The 18,509-nt window shown below is 41.8% G+C and carries 15 protein-coding genes; 7 read left to right on the forward strand and 8 right to left on the reverse strand.

The annotated features are described in order from the left end of the window. The first annotated feature begins 143 nt into the window (after window positions 1–143). From ABZD21_RS18015 to ABZD21_RS18025, 3 genes are all read left to right on the forward strand, one after another. The gene (locus tag ABZD21_RS18015; protein WP_372776519.1) at window positions 144–1,586 is read left to right on the forward strand and encodes a T9SS type A sorting domain-containing protein; all 1,443 of its coding nucleotides are present in this window, start codon (window positions 144–146) and stop codon (window positions 1,584–1,586) included. Between the two features lie 431 nt (window positions 1,587–2,017). After that, entirely contained in the window at window positions 2,018–2,680 is a 663-nt protein-coding gene (locus ABZD21_RS18020; RefSeq protein WP_372776520.1) for a hypothetical protein, read from the forward strand. Window positions 2,681–2,857: 177 nt separating this feature from the next. Further along, window positions 2,858–3,634 (forward strand): hypothetical protein, encoded by a 777-nt coding sequence (locus ABZD21_RS18025; protein WP_372776521.1) that lies wholly within the window; start codon window positions 2,858–2,860, stop codon window positions 3,632–3,634. Between the two features lie 53 nt (window positions 3,635–3,687). Here the strand turns inward: ABZD21_RS18025 and ABZD21_RS18030 are convergent, their stop codons facing one another. Together ABZD21_RS18030 and ABZD21_RS18035 are read right to left on the reverse strand one after the other, a co-directional pair. Continuing rightward, a complete protein-coding gene (locus ABZD21_RS18030; RefSeq protein WP_372776522.1) occupies window positions 3,688–5,916 on the reverse strand; it encodes a tetratricopeptide repeat protein in 2,229 nt (742 codons plus the stop codon). 205 nt (window positions 5,917–6,121) lie between these two features. After that, the gene (locus tag ABZD21_RS18035) at window positions 6,122–6,751 is read right to left on the reverse strand and encodes a YqaA family protein (RefSeq protein WP_372776523.1); all 630 of its coding nucleotides are present in this window, start codon (window positions 6,749–6,751) and stop codon (window positions 6,122–6,124) included. Between the two features lie 288 nt (window positions 6,752–7,039). On the opposite strand from ABZD21_RS18035, the gene ABZD21_RS18040 reads away from it, so the two are divergent. From ABZD21_RS18040 to ABZD21_RS18050, 3 genes are all read left to right on the forward strand, one after another. After that, window positions 7,040–8,143 (forward strand): aminodeoxychorismate synthase component I, encoded by a 1,104-nt coding sequence (locus ABZD21_RS18040; RefSeq protein WP_372776524.1) that lies wholly within the window; start codon window positions 7,040–7,042, stop codon window positions 8,141–8,143. Then, a complete protein-coding gene (locus ABZD21_RS18045; protein WP_372776525.1) occupies window positions 8,127–8,723 on the forward strand; it encodes an aminotransferase class IV family protein in 597 nt (198 codons plus the stop codon). The genes ABZD21_RS18040 and ABZD21_RS18045 overlap by 17 nt, the downstream gene beginning before the upstream one ends. 205 nt (window positions 8,724–8,928) lie before the next feature. After that, window positions 8,929–9,324 (forward strand): hypothetical protein, encoded by a 396-nt coding sequence (locus ABZD21_RS18050; protein WP_372776526.1) that lies wholly within the window; start codon window positions 8,929–8,931, stop codon window positions 9,322–9,324. A gap of 63 nt (window positions 9,325–9,387) precedes the next feature. On the opposite strand, the gene ABZD21_RS18055 is transcribed toward ABZD21_RS18050, so the two are convergent. The 5 genes from ABZD21_RS18055 to gcvT all read right to left on the reverse strand — a co-directional run bounded on the left by ABZD21_RS18055 (window position 9,388) and on the right by gcvT (window position 14,879). Further along, on the reverse strand, window positions 9,388–10,638 hold the full coding sequence (locus tag ABZD21_RS18055) for a DUF1015 domain-containing protein (RefSeq protein ID WP_372776527.1): 1,251 nt from the start codon (window positions 10,636–10,638) through the stop codon (window positions 9,388–9,390). 64 nt (window positions 10,639–10,702) lie between these two features. After that, window positions 10,703–11,623, reverse strand: a complete 921-nt coding sequence (locus tag ABZD21_RS18060) for an NAD(P)-dependent oxidoreductase (protein ID WP_372776528.1) — start codon at window positions 11,621–11,623, stop codon at window positions 10,703–10,705. A gap of 61 nt (window positions 11,624–11,684) precedes the next feature. Then, the gene (serC, locus tag ABZD21_RS18065) at window positions 11,685–12,755 is read right to left on the reverse strand and encodes a 3-phosphoserine/phosphohydroxythreonine transaminase (protein ID WP_372776529.1); all 1,071 of its coding nucleotides are present in this window, start codon (window positions 12,753–12,755) and stop codon (window positions 11,685–11,687) included. Window positions 12,756–12,952: 197 nt separating this feature from the next. Further along, entirely contained in the window at window positions 12,953–13,678 is a 726-nt protein-coding gene (locus tag ABZD21_RS18070; RefSeq protein WP_372776530.1) for a 2-phosphosulfolactate phosphatase, read from the reverse strand. Between the two features lie 115 nt (window positions 13,679–13,793). Further along, complete coding sequence (gene gcvT, locus ABZD21_RS18075) at window positions 13,794–14,879, reverse strand: glycine cleavage system aminomethyltransferase GcvT (RefSeq protein ID WP_372776531.1); 1,086 nt, start codon at window positions 14,877–14,879, stop codon at window positions 13,794–13,796. 166 nt (window positions 14,880–15,045) lie between these two features. On the opposite strand from gcvT, the gene ABZD21_RS18080 reads away from it, so the two are divergent. After that, a complete protein-coding gene (locus tag ABZD21_RS18080; RefSeq protein ID WP_372776532.1) occupies window positions 15,046–15,414 on the forward strand; it encodes an Hpt domain-containing protein in 369 nt (122 codons plus the stop codon). 16 nt (window positions 15,415–15,430) lie between these two features. Here ABZD21_RS18080 and clpB read toward each other — a convergent pair whose 3' ends face one another. Beyond that, entirely contained in the window at window positions 15,431–18,019 is a 2,589-nt protein-coding gene (gene clpB / locus ABZD21_RS18085; RefSeq protein ID WP_372776533.1) for an ATP-dependent chaperone ClpB, read from the reverse strand. Window positions 18,020–18,509 lie beyond the last annotated feature (490 nt).

The following is an 18,509-nucleotide window of genomic DNA, read 5'->3' on the forward strand; positions in this document are numbered from 1 at the left end:
CCTCAATTTTACTTCATGTCGCAGTTTTTTACGCACTGGCCTGATGGGCAACGCCCCGCAACGAAACTACACCGCAAGGACGTAGTTTTTATTCCACCCTGCACAATAACAAAACGATTAAATCACGATCTAAAACTTAGGCTATGAAACAAATCTTTACCTTCTTAATTATTGCGCTATTGCTTTGTTTAGTCAACAACACCGATGCTGGTCCGTTTAAAAAGACCAAAAGTCCGGATTCGCGGAATTTACTGACAACCAACCAAGTTGATTTAAAAAGTGCAACAATCACGAGTCAACCCGATTCGGTCGCTTTTTATGACTGGGATCAGGGTGCATGGAAACTAATCTATACGAGTAGCTACCTGTATGATGGCAGTTTGCAGGTTCAGGATATGAGCTACATATACAATGACAACGGGACTGCTGTAGAATACATTAACCGTACAACTACCGAATACGACAACAGTAGCCGCCCATCTATTCAGGTTATACAAACATATAATGGTTCCGAATATATAAACTTGAGCCGCTCGTACTATTCGTATTACAACGACACACATATGACAACGCTCATTCTTTCCGAAAGCTGGGATGATGGAAGTTGGGTGGCTTCCAGCAGACAGAAAACCAACTACGATGACAAAGGAAACGAAACTTCCTATATCATGGAATATGGATTTTCCGGAACTTGGATGATTTCATTTGGCGATTCAACCAAATATGAATACGATGGAAATAAGATCGTAATGGAAACCTATTTGGAATATAGTACGTCTGGCATGAGTGGCTCGTGGCAACCATACGAAAAATGGGTTTATACCTGGACCGGAGATCTCGCAACGTCTGCAATAGTATCGGAATATAAGGATGGCCAATGGGTCGAAAAAGAGAAATATGTAGACGTGACATGGAATAACCCGGGCGGAGTTGACCTGATGTCGGAACCTTCTTACTACAGAATACAGGTCATGAAATCTGAGGTATGGACGGATAGTCTGCGGGTAACCAACACATACGACGGAACGGTGCAGACACGCATAGAGCAAGAGTGGTTGGCCGAAGCCTGGGTCAATCGGTATAAAACAGTTTTTGATTATGAGAGTATCGATTTAATGACTGCAGATTACCTGGAATATGAATGGAGTGGTACATTGAGCGACTGGGTGCTGACAGACGGATTGCAGTTCATTAATAGTTATGAAAAATCAACTGCAGAAGGCAGACTCATATCTTCGATTACACAATGGTATGACCAAACATCTGAACAATGGTTAAACTATAGCAAAATGGAATACTTCTACGATTCCACAACAGATGTTCAAACACTGCTTTCCGGACGATGGATTTCTGTTTTCCCAAATCCATCAACAGGCATGCTAAATCTGAAATTCGACGATGCTGCTGATAAAATTCAAATTGATGTCTTCAACTCAGCCGGTGTTAAAGTTTTCATTGATCAGGTCGACAAACCAAACATAGGCTATACTTATTCAAAAGATCTGCAGAACTTAAATAAAGGTCTGTATTTCATACGTATCCAATCCAACAACAAGACTGAAACACTGAAGTTTATTCTTCGGTAAATTCGAATAAACAAATGAAATTGATGTGGCCGTCCCGAACAGGAAATTGGGGCGGCCTCATTCATTGAGCATCTCTTCCAATTGATTCACTGAAACACGAATTCGTGGAAACACCAAGCTGATTTCCGACGAAAAAAATGCCCGCAGTCAATCCAATTCTAATTTTGCGGATCTTAAAGCCACCTACACACAACTGCATTGTGTTGTATTCACAAAAATTACAGTTTTCATTTCGTCTCTGATTTGTATTTAAAGAGGAATTTGTAATTTGGGTAACGGAATTACGAATCTTAAAAGTACACGATTAGTGTTCCGTTGATCCATATTCGCTCTTAAACTCAAAACATATCAGTGGGTCGTTTATTTAGTAATTACGCAGGCAAAACTCATCTAAATATCGCTAACTTTCATCCATTAAAACTCAAAAAGCTATGAAAATAAAAATGAAAATAATCGACTTGAAAACAGTAAACGAACTAGATTTTTACTGGCAAGACATCGACTACGTAAACCTCCTAAAAGAATTCGACTACCCTGATGCTGAACAGATTAAAACCAACGAAGTTTTAGACTACCTGTTTATGGCCATTTCAGATTTTAAACCGGCCGAAGCAGCAGAGATCATCTTAAAATACAAAATGAGTGACAAATTAAATGACGGGCAAATCCAGAACCTATCCAATGAAATGCTGCTGGATAAAGTGGCAGAAGAATACCCGGAGCCTGCATTTCATTTCGATCTCTTCAATATAAACCAGTTTCTACGTAAAGCCTACAAAGGGAAATTTCCAAACACAGAAGCGACAATAATAGTGGCAAGTCTTCAAACAGAGGACTCAGATTCTGAAATAACAAAAGAGATACTGATTAAATCCTTATGTTTTGGGTTGAAGAAAAGCAGTTTAATAACTCGTCTTTTTGCTGATCAGATAGAAGGTACCGAACCTTTTGATGATGCAGAAAAAGCGATTTGGCATTTCAGAAGATTAAATGAAGACAGCATCGAAATCATCACCTCTAAATATTGGATTGACAAGGAAGATTTTGAGCAAATGGAGTTCGAGACAGAGATAAAATTCTTTGAAGAAGAGTAACACCTAAGGCGTACAAAGTATCGATTAACAGAGGGTTCGGTGTGTATCCAATCGTTGTATCCTGCTCAAATTTCCGAGTTGCCATAATAGAGAATCTTCAATACCAAGGTACGAACAACACTATAACACACTAGCTTAAGGAAATTTACAAATGAACAACTCTTTTTTTAGTCTAAAATGAAACAAGAAATCATGTACAATCAAAATAGCATTTTAATAGTTGTAATATTATTTGCAACGATCCTATTCGCCTATGAGATTTGTTTCCGAGTGGGGAAAAGGCATCAGCTGAAAACAGACCAAGAAGTTAAAACACAAACGAGTTCTATTCAGGCTGGGATTTTGGGCCTTTTAGCGCTACTACTTGGATTTACATTCAATATGGCTCTCCAACGATTTGACAATAGAAGCTATGCGGTTATTAACGAAGCAAATGCAATTGGTACCGCGCTGTTACGAACAAAATTACTACCCGCACCTTATGATTCTATAACCCATAACCTCTTGCTGCAATACGTGGATTTAAGGATTGAGATTAGTTCGGTTGATTTAACAATGCAAGAGGAACGTAAATCAGTTGATGAACGAACGAATAAAATTCAAGATCTGGTTTGGGAATCTTCGATAAAAGCTTCAGAAATTGATCCAAGACCAGTTACTACCGGTTATTTTATTACATCAATGAACGATGTGATTGATGCCAGAGGTGAACGAAATGCAATTTTACAACGGCATATTCCCGAATTGATTCTGTTTCTACTTTTTTTCGTGTTTACAATCGGAGGTGCTTTAATGGGCTATACAAGTGGATTGGGATTAAAACGAGCTTATATTCCAACGGTTATGCTAACCTTGCTGATTGTACTGGTCGTGTTTATAATTATCGATTTAGACCGGCCGAAAAGAGGATTGATTCAAGTAAAACAGGACAGTTTACTTGAGCTAAGAAAGTGAAAACTATTGCCGCATCACACGCCGATGCGGCAATAGTGTTTTTGTTTGCCTGATTATTTTTCCACAAAATACCTCAGTTGGTCGAGCATTATGGGAACATCGTCTTTATCAATTCCTTGCCGAAGCAATTGGGGGAGGTCCTCTTGAAACACATTCATAAACTCGGGCTCGGAAAAACCAGTTTTGGAAATGGATTTCATGTAAAAGTCCAATGCGGCTTTTCGATTGCCCAAGCTCCATTGTACATGCCCCATGTTCATTAAATCATGCTGATTGGGATCGGCCTCCACGAGCTTCCGAAAATAGTTCTCAGCCTGCTCCTTTTTTCCGGTTAGGAATGAGCACCAACCGATTGGTCGCCATACTTTCTTGTTTCCTGGGTTCAGGTATTCAACTTTGAAATAGTGTTTGAGCGCTTCATCAAACCGATCGAGCCCCAACAAACAATGACCAATATTCAAATGGTTGTTTAAATCATCCGGACTCAGCGATTCTGCGACTTTATAATACTCCAGGGCCTTTTTAGTCTGCTTAAGGTTCCGATAGCACAAGGCAATTTTTTTCAATGTCCATAATCGGTTCAAATCAAACAACTCAGCCTTCTTGTATGCATCCAGCGCCTTTTCATAGTCGCCAAGCTTCTGATAGCAAAATGCGATCTTCTGGTAAAGCTCACCGTCCTTTTCATTGGCCAGGAGGAAATCAAAAATTTCAATCGCACCCTTAAAATGATTCTTCGAGAAATAGTATTCGGCAATATTGCGAACAACCACCTTGTCTTCTTTAAGAATGGAGCCCAACGTCTGCTTATTGTGAAAATCGAACCGCCAGCTGAACAAGTCGTCGAAATCGTTTTTTCGCGGATGCAACTTATAAAAACGATACAAATCCTGAATATACTGATTGGATATAAAGCCATCTTTTTTCCCGGGGGCACTCAATTCTTCATCTTGCTCAATCTCCTTAAATTGATCCATCTCGGCGCGAAGCCCTTGCATCATAAACTCTCGGTTCTCCTTCGGGATTCTCTGCATACTCAGACAAAACGAATACTTATCAGAATTACATAAAACCGGTGCACTTCCAATCACGTCAACAAATCTGCTTGTCAATTCATCCGAGAAATCAAGATTCCGGCTTAATTCAGGGTTTTGGTGAAAAAATGGCATGAACCAGTTGGCAATTTCATTGAAAAACGGATACGACTTCAACATCGAGAACGAGCCCATAAACACATCAGCTCCTTCCATCTGCAATTCAGAAAACTCCTGCATTTTATCCATCAGTCCAGGCGAATCTTCAAGAATTTCGTGCCATTCCGGGTTTTTATCCTCTGAAATTCCTTCTTCCATCAAACTTTCCAGGTTGATTTTCTCGTTGAGGTTCGAACTTATTTTTGCCATCTCAGGCAGCAGTTCATCGCGAATCCGTTGCTGAAGCTTTTCTGTTTCCTGACTGCGAATCAACTGAATGATTACACGCTCCAGGTTTCGTTTGAAGCCGGGGTTGTCGTTTAAAATTTGTAACCTGCCGGTAATTTCAGAATGATAGGACATCCGGGAATCGTATTGGTAGAGCGCCAGAAGTAAACCGACCAGTGCTCTTTGCTGAAGTTCCGCTTCTTCCTTTTCGTAAAGGTCGAAAAGCAAACTGAATTTGAGTTCGTCGAAATAACGCAGCAAGCTCAAAGTCAATCCAGTTACGATGAACGACTTGTAGGCCGGTAAAATCGATTGATTTGCAAAATAGTTCTGTAAAAACTGAACCTCTTTCCCATTCAAGCGATCCTGAAACCACAGGTGATAAAACAGCCGAAACTGTTGGTCGTGATGCCTGTGTTTCGCATCGTCTTTTTCCTGTTTTCCGGTAGTTGTACCGCTTTCCGTTTCGTGTGGCTCATCAGCCAGATAAAAGGTTTCAATTTCTGACAAAAAGGAATCCAGATCATCGATAAAATGACCTTTAAACATCCTCTTTTTTTCGTATTCTATTGATGAAGCAAATCTCAACCGTACGGCTTCATTCACTTTGTCGGCTAGTTCGTAGGCCGAATCAATCAACTTCCGGTAGACCTTTTGTCGTCCTGAATCAGGAACACCTTCCACCGTATATTGAAGCATATAGTGGTAGGTCTGGTTTAATTCACGCCATTCATCGTAAAAGAAACCCAGTCCGTTTTCGTTGATAATTTTTTCGAGTAAATCAAAAGCCGGCTTTAATCTGCGTTCATTCAGATGATTGCAAATTTCAGTGTATTGTTTATTTCGTTCTTTGTTTTCCATAAGTACTATTGGCAATGATAAGATACAAAAAACGATGGTATCAAAAAACTATCCACCGATCAACAACTGACAGATCTGCAGTTTCATGCCTACCAATACCGGATCGGCAGCAAGAAAACCTTCCCATACTCAAGAGCGTTTAATTGGGGGATTGTATCGACTTTAACGATAAAAAGCGGCCTACTTTGCCAAAATAACCGAACAACTAGAAGACCCGGAAGATAATAAAGGCATAAATTACAAATCGAACGAAGCGAAAAAGCGCCCACAACAAATAGTTTCGGAAACTATAATTGATCAATCCACATGCCATACTGACAACAGAATGCGGTAGTGGCAACATAGCGCCAATAAAAACAAAAATGCCGCCCCACTTTCTCAAATTGGTTATATGTGTTGCAATTTTTGCTTCGATATGATTTTTCACCGAAGGGATTAGAAACAGACGACTGCCTACGTAGTATGCGAGAATTCCTCCGAGGTACGACAATGAGGACAATACCCCCAGAAACAGCCAGGGCGAAACCGATTTTGATGCCCAGGCTATAAAAATTTCGGGCGGCAATAAACCCAGAAAAACCTCAGAAAGAAAAAATGTGGCGAATACGGTTAACGGCGAATAAATTTCCACCAACCGATTCAACAGTACATTAAAATCGAGAACAAAGTATTCAAGTCCGACTAGTAACAGGACAATCAAGCCCACAATGATTCCTCCCTTTACAGAGGTGTCGCGAATAAAGTCGTAAAAGCGGGTGATTCGGTAATAGCGGTTTAATAATACTAAGTGCTTTACAGCAACCTGTGGTGTTCTTACTTTTCTATTTGTTCTCATGAATTGTTTCATCAAAAATTTGTCGTTGCCATCCATCCTCTAAATCCATCTCTGGCAAAAAAGCCACAAATATAACCGATCCGGTTGTATGCTTTAACCAACGAACCTTAATTAAGTTTAAAAATAACATGCAGGCAAACTGATTTTGAGAAAGAAACAGGGCCTCCCCTCCATTTGCCCCGTTTGCTGATGTGGGATCGAAAGGACGGAAAGTGACGATACACATCGGAATCAACTACCAATAACCGCGCAAATCGATTGTCTTCGGCGCCGCATGAAATTCGTTGTTTGAAGGAAAAGAATGATATCCAATGCCTCGCCCATTCAACATGCACCGAAAAAGCATTCAGCCGGTTCATCGATTGTTTATCACCCGATCATTCGTTTGCGCATCGTTTTTCTATCTTTGCGAGCCAGATGCATACAATCGACAGCCATACAATAAGCCAAATGAACGAGCTGGGCAAACAGAGGCGACCCTTTGTTTTCCTGTTCGATTTTGAATGCAAACGCCCCAAAATTTGGGAATTCGGTGCTTCAGCATCTTATTTATCGTGGCGCACACCCGGAAAAACCAACTTTGACACGCAAACGTTTCCCGGGCATCCGGTTACCTGGAACGTATTTCCGGTTAGTTTCGATCGGTACCGAAAGGCATTTGAGCTGGTACAAAAACACATCCACGGTGGCGATAGCTACCTGCTCAACCTTACGATGCCCACAAAGGTGGAAACGAACTTAAGCCTGGCCGAAATTGCGCATCAAAGCCGTTCGCCCTACTTAGTTTACCTAAAAGATGAATTTGTTTGCTTCTCACCCGAAATTTTCGTTCGGATTGAACAAGGCAGAATTTCATCCTACCCCATGAAAGGAACGATCGACGCGAATTTGCCCAACGCAGAACAGCTCCTAAAAACCGACAGAAAAGAACTGGCTGAGCATCACACCATTGTCGATTTAATCCGGAATGATCTGAGTCGGGTTGCCAACAAGGTTGAAGTGACCCGCTTTTGTTATATCGATGAAATCGTATCGAATCAAGGACGATTGCTCCAAATGAGTTCAGAGATCAGTGGCATACTACCTGAAAACCACTTAGACCATTTGGGCGACTTATTTGCCGGATTGTTGCCTGCGGGCTCTATCAGTGGAGCTCCGAAGAAAAAAACGATTGAAATAATCGAAGAGGCTGAAAACTACGAGCGCGGTTGGTATACAGGCATTTTCGGGGTATTTGACGGCGAAAACGTTGACAGTTGTGTTTTGATCCGTTATTTGGAAAAGAACGACGATCATTATATTTTTAAAAGCGGAGGAGGAATCACTCACCTCAGCCAATGCCAAGAAGAATACGAGGAATTGATACGAAAAGTATATGTACCTATTGCTTGAAACCATAAAACTGGACCATGGTCAGCTCTTCAATCTCGACTATCATAGTCGCCGGATGAATGAAGCTCGTCAGGAACTATTCCCCGGCAGTGCTCCAATAGAGCTTGAAAAAGAAATCCAGGTTCCCGAGAGCTGTTCTTCGGGCCTCTATCGATGCCGTTTGCTTTATGACGAACGAATCGAAAAGATCGAATTCATTCCCCAACATGTACGTAGTTTCAACTCACTAAAGCTGGTCACTCACGATACTATCGACTACCATTTTAAATATGCCGACCGCACGACTTTGAACGAACTTTTCGCCCAACGCGAAAATGCGGACGAAATTATAATTGTGAAAAATGGCGAGATAACTGATTGCAGCATTGGAAACCTGGTCTTTTCCGATGGAGACAAATGGTATACCCCTTCGCATCCTTTGCTTTGCGGTACTCAACGGCAAAAGCTCCTGGAAAACGGCGAGATCTTCGCACGAAATATCACCACCAACGACCTGGAGTTATACCGGGAAGCAGGCATTATTAACGCCTTTTTCGACATCGAAAACATGCCCCGAATTAAAATTGAGAATATTTTCTAAACATTAAATTTAATGTAACAAACTAATCATCAATTCGGTAAACAGCATTCAAAGACTAGCGAAACCTGAATATTTGATATTTTTTTCAGGAATACTTTTCAAGCTATTTTTTTATTACTTCATTTTTGTATTTTTCGACCACAATACAAGCAACAAAAACGAATGACCAACGCCTTTAAGGCCAATTAGATAAGGAGGAAACAAAATGGCACCCATTAGTAAACCAAGAGTAATTAAGGATTACGAAAAGTTAGACGAAGAAATCAAAGAACAAATAAAACTGGAGTACCCAAACGGGTTCAGTCAAAACCTGATCACCTTTACAAATAAGGATGGAATGTTGGTCAGTGCACTGCCTTTTGAGACTGAAGAAAAGTATTATTTGGTTCGTATGACAACCCAGGAAGCGATCGACATTATTAGCGAGGATGAAGACTATGATGACGAAGGCACCTTGAAAGACGAATCGCGTGAAGCATACGAAGACAAGTATTCAGAAGATATCGATATCCCTGACAACATCGAAGATGAAGACGATGATTCGTACGATGACGACGACGAGGATATGGATGGTGACGACGAGGATGATGACGATCTTTAAATCGCATAAAGAAGCCCGGGATTTTACGATCCCGGGCTTCTTTGCCTTATGCACTGGATTTTTTTAATCTAATTTATGTATTACAAGTCCTGAGCGCAGCTTTGGTTCAAACCAAGTTGTCTTTGGCGGCATAATATTTCCGGTATCAGCAATATCAATCAGTTGCTGCATCGATACCGGATAGAGAGCGAAAGCTACTTTCATCTCTCCACTATCAACCCGCTTTTTCAGCTCACCCAATCCTCGGATACCGCCAACAAAATCAATCCTTTTTGACGTTCGTAAATCCTGAATAGCCAAAATAGGTTCCAATAGTTGCTTCGACAATATCGTTACATCCAAAACACTAATTGGGTCGTCATTGCGATAGGTTCCGGCTTTCGCTTTCAGTTTGTACCAATTGCCGGAAAGGTACATGCTCATCTCATGCAAACAGGCAGGCTTGTAAACATTCGTTCCCATTTTTTCAAGTTCGAACCCATCTTGCAGTTTTTCCAGCAGTTCATCATCGGTAAGACCGTTTAAATCCTTCACAACCCGATTGTAGTCGATAATCTGCAACTGATTGTCGGGAAAATGAACGGCCATAAAATAATTGTATGACTCATTACCGGTGTGATTCGGGTTTTGAGCTTTACGCTCCAGGCCAATTCGGGCTGCAGCAGCCGTGCGATGATGCCCGTCAGCCACGTATGTTGAAGCGACTTTGGTTTCAAATAAATACTCGATCTGCTTATTAAGTGAGCTGTCGCGAATAACCCAGAAATGATGTCCAAAGCCATCTTCAGCTACAAAATCATATTCGGGCTTTTGCGTTCCGACGATTGACGCTACAATTTGATCGATTTCAGCAACAGCTTTGTACGAAAAGAAAACCGGCTCAATATTCGCGTTCAAATATCGGGTCAGGATCATCCTGTCTTCTTCCTTATCGGGTCGAGTAAGTTCGTGCTTTTTAATCACCCCACGGTGATAATCGTCGCAGGCAGCTGCCCCAACAATTCCATACTGTGTGCGGCCATTCATGGTTTGGGCGTAAATGTAGAAGCGTGCTTCCTCGTCTTCAACCAACCATGCTTTTTGCTGAAAGGATTTAAAGTTCTCGACCGATTTTCGATAAACTTCCTCGGAATGCACATCAGTTCCTGCGGGGCAGTCAATTTCAGCCCGGGTAATATGCAGTAGCGAATTATCTTTTCCCTTCGCCATTTGGGCGGCTTCTTCCGAATTCATCACATCATAAGGAAGGCAAGCCAAATCAGTAATTATGCCTTTAGGTGGTCGCAGCCCTTTAAAAGCTTTCACAATAGCCATATCAGGTAATTTTAGTTGGTTCGATACCAAAAGTAAAAAATCCCCGCGGGAAAACACTCCCCGACTACTTATTTACCCGAAAAGTTTGATCACCGTTTGCAAAAAAACCGACGATTTGTTCAGCTGCTGCAACTCCGGCATTTGTATTGGCTTCTTCTGTTTGTGCTCCTATTTTCTTAGGAGTGAAATAGCATCGCTCCTCAAAATCTGATATCATTTTTGCGGCGCAATCCGGCGCAATATCCGACAAGTATTTTACATCGATCCGATCTTCCATGAAGCGACACAAATCATCTTCATTAATCACTTCTTTTCGAGCTGTATTAACAATGATTGCTCCTTCTTTTAGATGTTTCAGCACAGCCATACTAACCGATTTCAAATGTTCTCCACGTGCCGGAACGTGAATGGAAACAACATCCGATGAAGCATATAATTCTTCGAGCGAGGCTGTTACCTCCAAGCCCTCTGAACTTGCCTGCGCCTTGCTGTATCGGGTGTACACCTTCACATTCATGCCAAAGGCACGGGCAATTCGATGTACATTGCGCGCCACGTAACCGTAACCATGCAGTCCTAAAGTCCGGCCTCGAAGTTCACCTCCGGAATTTCCGCCAAAAAATCCACGGATTCCATAAATTGCCAGTCCAATAGCCAGTTCGGCAACGGCATTCGAGTTTTGGCCGGGCGTATTCATAACCACAACCGATCGTTCCTTTGCATAACTGGTATCAACATTATCGTACCCAGCTCCGGCTCTGACAACAATCTCAAGGTTTTTACCGGCATCCAATACGTCCCGATCAATCAGGTCGCTGCGAACAATTAGCGCATTGGCAGTGGAAACAGCGGCAAGTAATTCGGCTTTTGTTTTGTACTTCTCGAGTAAATCCAGTTTATAACCGGCTCGATTAATCACGTCTGTAATTTTTTCTAATGCAACCGGAGCGAATGGCTTCTCTGTTGCGATTAATACCCTTTTCATACCTTTAAAGATTTATAAAAAGAAAAGCAGGACCCCCATCCCGCTTTTTCTTTTTTATTTATTAATGGTTTGCTTCGAATTCTTTCATCGTATCAACCAACGCCTGAACGCTCTCGAGTGGTAAGGCATTATAGGTTGAAGCGCGGAAACCGCCTACTGAACGGTGGCCTTTCAGTCCAACCATTCCTTTAGAGGCTGCAAAGTCGTTAAATTCTTTTTCAAGAGCTTCGTAGCCCTCAGCCATAACGAAGGTTACATTCATGAACGAACGGTCTTCGACTGCGGGTACTGTTGGAACGAATAATTTATTACGATCAAGCTCTCCGTAAAGCAATTCAGCTTTAGCGATGTTTACTTTTTCCATTGCTTCAACACCACCGTTTTCTTTCAACCATTTTAGCGTTTGCAAACAAGCAAAAACAGCAATTACCGAAGGTGTGTTGAACATTGAATCGTTTTTAGCATGTATTGCGTAATCCAACATGGTTGGGATTTCTCGACCAGACTTACCAAGCGCATCGTCCTTCACAATTACCAACGTAGCACCAGATGGTCCCAGGTTTTTTTGTGCACCGGCATAAATCAGATCATATTTAGCTACGTCAATCGGACGGCTAAAAATGTCAGAAGACATATCTGCCACCAAACGAACTCCTAAATCCAAATCTTTTTTCAACTCGGTACCGAAGATCGTATTATTTGTTGTAATGTGCAGATAATCTACATCTGCCGGCACATCGAACGATTTTGGGATATAATTGAAGTTTTTATCCTTTGAAGAAGCAACCTCGACTACTTCGCCAAAAAATTTAGCTTCTTTCATCGCTTTTGTTGCCCAAGCTCCTGTATTCAGGTAGGCTGCTTTTGATTTCATCAGGTTGTAGGGAGCCATCAAAAACTGAAGGCTGGCACCACCTTGCAGGAACAACACCGAGTAACCTTCGGGAACTTTAAGCAACTCCTTCACCAAGGCAACTGCTTCGTCCATCACAGCAATAAATTCTTTGCCACGGTGCGATACTTCCATTACGGAAAGACCGGTTCCGGCAAAATCAATTGCTGCTTCAGCTACTTTTTGTTTGGTGTATTCGGGCAAAATTGAGGGACCCGCATAAAAATTATGCTTCTTCATGGTATATTATTTTAGGGTTAAAAAAATTTACAAATTCATATTTAGATTATCACTTACTCAAAATAAAGAAATCAACCAACAAATTCCTGTGAGAAATATCATCCGTATTGTCTCAACTGACATTTTTACAACATGGCTACAAAACAGGTAATCAGACTGGTAAACTTATTTTTACAATTGATTTTGTTGAAGCAAAGTTAGGAAACAGCAATTAATTCGCCATCACTAAACAGAGGAATAACTTCTGTAAAATCGGGTTGATGACAGAATTCGATACAATCGTCCAATCCCTTTGCTGCAAGCCGGCCTTTCTGCGCTGCTTTCTGGATGTAAGCATTCAAATCGATTTGAGCTAATGACCACAAATCGAGCGACGCAGTAACGGCGTCGCAAATGGTTTCAAACTTACCCGATTGCAAGAGGCGTTCGGCTAAAGCACCGGCGAAAACCGTATCTTCCAAACTAAACCGATCTTTCCACGACGCACAAAATATCAATACCGGTGCATCTTGTTTAATCAGCCAATTGGCCAGTGCGGTTAGGTTCAGGAACGAACCAATAACGACTGCTTTCGAATGGCTGGCCATGTGGATGCAACGCGTACCATTAGTGGTTGAATAAACGATTTCCTTTCCACACACTTTGTCGGCCGTAAAATTAAAAGGAGAATTGCCAAAATCCGCAAAATCAAGCACATATCCGTCTCGCTCGGAAGCGACAATGAACCCCTCTTCTTTTTTGATGCGCGCTTCTTCCACTGTGGATACAGGGATGATTCGTTTTACACCATTATGAAGAGCAGTACAAATTGACGAAGTTGCACGAAGTATATCAACGACAACAACAATATTATCGTCGTGCGCATGCTTGGAATAAAGAGCAGGAGATAAACAGGTTTCTAACCTGAGTTTTTCATTTTTCATCTTTAGATCCAACGAAATTAGGGCAGCAAAGATAATTGAAGTACAGAGATAAAAAAACCCGCCAAACGAATTTGACGGGTTCAAGGTAACTATAGTTGTAAGTCTTTCCTTTCACTCAGTATATGAAAGGAACTTTTACAATTTTCGCTTTTAATAGTTTGTTGCGAACCCCCAGGTATATTTCGGTACCAATTGCTGAATATTCTTTAGAAATGTAGCCCATTCCAATTCCTTTGTTCAACATAGGTGATTGTGTTCCTGAAGTTACCTCGCCAATGCGGTTTCCGGTGGCATCGAATATTTCATAACCATGACGGGGAATTCCCCGGTCGATCATCTGAAATCCACGCAGTTTCCGGTTTACACCTTCTGTTTTCTGAACCTGAAACAAATCTTTATCGATAAAATTATTGCGATCGTTAAATTTGGTAATCCAACCTAAACCGGCTTCAATCGGCGAAGTGCTGTCGTCAATATCGTTGCCGTATAAACAATAGCCCATTTCCAAACGAAGTGTATCTCGTGCTCCCAAACCAATCGGCTGGATGTCAAATTCAGCGCCGGCTTCGAAAATAGCGTTATAGATCTGCTCTGCATGCTGGTTGTAGAAATACAGCTCGAAACCACCTGCCCCGGTATAGCCGGTAGCGGAAATAATCACGTCGGAAACTCCGGCAAATTCACCTATGGTGAAGGTGTAATATCTCAAATCATTCAGACGGACCTTAGTCAGCTTTTGCAAAACGGCTGTTGCCTTGGGGCCCTGAATGGCCAGCTGACTTATCGAATCAGAAGCATTTTCCAGTTCGGCACCGAATTTATTCTGAGAAACAATCCAATTCCAATCCTTTTCAATATTAGCCGCGTTAACCACCAACATATATTTTTCCGGCTCATACAAATAAACCAGCAAATCGTCGACAATACCTCCTTTCCCATTCGGGAAACAGGAATACTGTGCTTGCCCGGGCTGTAATACCGAAATATCATTGGTTGTTACGTACTGAACCAAATCGGCGGCGTGTGGACCTTTCACCCAAAACTCGCCCATGTGCGACACATCAAAAACCCCAACATTGTTTCGAACAGTCAGGTGTTCAGCTTTAATACCGGCAAATTCAACAGGCATTTCATATCCTGCAAACTCCACCATTTTACCTCCTGAATTTTTATGAATCTGGTTGAATGCTGTTTTCTTCATGTCAGAAATTTTGGGTTTGTAAAACTAGATCTTAGAATCTGACTAATTTATGAAATATATCAGGAAAAGAATCATCCAAATTTTTAGCCATGGATCGCGTTTCGAATGATTTAATTTTAATTTTTTTTATTAACATTGTCAAAAGAACATCAATTAACCATACGCGATGGATGACCAAAAAGTAACCAACCTGGATTATTTGAACGAAGTAACAGGAGGCGATCCGGAAATTACAAAAGAATTCATAGAAATGTTTTTTGAGCAAATCGTTGAATTTAAAACTGGTATGCGGGATTATTTTGCAGCCAAACAGTACAAGGAACTGGGCGAACTGGCTCACAAAGCAAAATCGTCGGTAATGACTTTCGGAATGAATGATTTGGGTGTGCGCTTGAAACAACTACAATTGAAAACCCAAAAACTTGAAGGAATTGAGACTTACGAAAGTCATGTTGTTGAATTTGAAAACCTGATGGATCAGGCAAAAATAGAATTGACAGAAACTCTGGAAAAGATAGAAAAAGAGACACGTTAACAGTGTCTCTTTTTAGTTATATCATTCTGAAGATTAAATTCTCATTGCTCATGTCGATCAATATTTCCTGATCTGCTGACACTTGACCGGAAAGAATCTCTTTCGACAATTCGTTGAGCACATATTTTTGCAACAACCGATTTACCGGACGAGCTCCAAACTGCGGGTCGTAGCCCGCCGAAGCCAGCCACTGCACTGCCGCATCAGAAATACTAATCCGGATATTTTGATTTCCTAAACGTTTTATAATCCGGTTAAACTGAATTCGGACAATCCCTTTCATATCTTCACGACCAAGCGGCGTAAACATGATGGTTTCATCAATCCGGTTCAGAAACTCAGGTCGAATTGTTTTACGCAACAGATTTAGCACGAGCGAACGTGTTTGCTCAAAAACTTCAACCCGATTACTGTCGGTTATTCGCTCAAAACCTTCCTGAATAAGCTGTGATCCCAGGTTTGAAGTCATGATAATGATGGTATTTTTGAAATTTACCAGCCGCCCTTTATTATCGGTCAGCCGGCCATCATCCAAAACCTGCAATAGCACATTAAATACATCGGGATGCGCTTTTTCAATTTCGTCGAACAACACAACAGAGTATGGTTTCCGGCGGACCGATTCCGTCAGCTGGCCACCTTCATCATATCCGATATACCCCGGAGGTGAACCGATAAGTCGGGTTACTGAGAATTTCTCCTGATACTCCGACATATCAATACGGGTCATCATATTTTCATCGTCGAACAGGTATTCAGCCAATGCTTTGGCCAACTCGGTTTTTCCGACACCCGTTGTTCCCAAAAAAATGAATGATCCGATTGGCCGTTTCTCGTCCTGCAAGCCGGCTCGACTTCGTCGAACCGCATCTGATACAGCGCGAATCGCCTCGTCTTGCCCAACAACCCGTTTATGCAGCTCTTCCTCCAGATGCAATAGTTTCTCCCGTTCACTTTGCATCATTTTGCTTACCGGTATTCCGGTCCAACGGGCAACAACTTCCGCGATATCCTCCGAATCGACTTCCTCTTTAATCAACGACTCCCCTTGAATTTCCTGCAATTCTTTTTGAAGTCGCTCTATTTCGGCTTCGGCCTCTTTTACTTTTCCGTAACGAATTTCGGCAACCTTTCCATAATCGCCCGATCGTTCAGCTTGTTCCGCTTCAAACTTCAAGTTTTCGATCTCGCTTTTATTATTCTGAATACCATCGATGACCGATTTCTCCATTTCCCACTGTGCCCGATAACGAGATTGTTCTTCCTTCAAATTGGCAATTTCCTCATTTAGCAAAGCCAACTTCGCTTCATCCTTCTCTCGTTTAATCGCTTCGCGTTCAATTTCGAGCTGTTTGATTTTGCGTTCAATTTCGTCCAGTTCCTCGGGAACCGAATCCATTTCCAACCGCAGTTTGGCGGCCGCCTCGTCCATCAGGTCGATGGCTTTGTCAGGCAAAAAACGATCGGAGATATAGCGTTGCGATAATTCAACCGCGGCAATGATGGCATTGTCTTTAATTCTTACTTTGTGGTGCGATTCGTAGCGTTCTTTCAACCCTCGTAAAATGGAAATCGCGCTCAAGGTATCCGGTTCATTCACCATCACAATCTGAAAACGGCGCTCGAGAGCCTTGTCTTTTTCAAAGTATTTTTGGTACTCGTCAAGTGTGGTCGCGCCAATCGACCGCAATTCACCCTTCGCTAAAGCTGGTTTCAGAATATTAGCCGCATCCATTGCACCTTCACCTTTACCGGCGCCAACCAAGGTGTGAATTTCGTCGATGAACAGAATTACCTCTCCCTCCGATTTAATGACCTCGTTCACGACCGCTTTCAGGCGTTCTTCAAACTCACCTTTGTATTTTGCACCTGCGATCAATGCTCCCATATCGAGGGAGAACAATTGCTTCGATTTTAGATTTTCGGGCACATCGCCCCTAACAATCCGTTGAGCCAAACCTTCGGCAATAGCTGTTTTACCGGTTCCGGGTTCACCAATCAAAACCGGATTGTTTTTTGTTCTTCGTGATAAAATTTGTAGGATTCGCCGAATCTCCTCGTCGCGGCCAATAACCGGATCGAGCTTACCGTTTCTTGCCCGTTCATTTAAATTTATCGCAAACCGACTTAACGAATTGAACTGGTCTTCGGCCGTCTGACTGTCAACCTTTGCCCCTTTTCGAAGATCATTAATTGCGGCCTCCAAATCTTTTTTCGAGATTCCGCTATCCTTCAACATAGTTGCAATTGTATCGCCACCGTCCAACAAGCCTAATAAAATATGTTCGACCGACACGAACTGGTCGCCCATTTTTCGCGAATGCTCCAAAGCTTTTTGCAGTACTTTATTGGCTGCTGACGATAAATATTGCTCTCCCCCTGTTACTTTCGGGTAAGCATCCACTATTCGGTCGAGCGCTTGCTGAAACGTAGCAATATTCACTCCTTGCTTTTTCAGCAGGAATCCACTTACATTTTCAGCCGCATTCAATAAACCTTTCAGAATGTGTCCGTTTTCAATCGCCTGCTGTTGTTTGCCCTGAGCAATATCAAAAGCCTGCTGCAGTGCTTCCTGCGCTTTAATGGTAAAATTGTTAAAATTCATCGTTTTCTCCTTTCTCTTCTAAATTGCTTTAAGCTATTTCGTTGCCTCCTCTAAGAGATCAAACTACGGCAATCGCACAAAAGAAGCACCAAAACAGGTCACAATGTTATGATAAGACATTTTGTCCTACACAACTGCTAAAAATCTGAATTTTAGTCACATTAATGATTCAACAGAAGGAACAATTGGCAGAAATAAGCAGCAGATAACAAGTCAAGCGGAAAGTTGTGGACTGATCGGTCAAAACGGATCAAGCGGAAAAGTTGTGGAGTAATATGTCAATTGTTTACTTTGCATCGAAAATGATAACCTGTTCCCATGGATAAAAATGATATCTCCCATTTGCTGGTACCCGAAGGTGTTTTAGCTTATTTCGCTGTTACAAAATTCACGGAATCAACCACAGCGATTGATCTTTATTTAGAAGAAAAAAATCAGAAGCCCGAAGAGTTTAAATCTGACAAGCTGGTATCCAAGGGGTTCTTTGAAG

The sequence above is a fragment of the Mangrovibacterium sp. genome, from assembly GCF_041596335.1.
Taxonomy (GTDB): Bacteria; Bacteroidota; Bacteroidia; order Bacteroidales; family Prolixibacteraceae; genus Mangrovibacterium.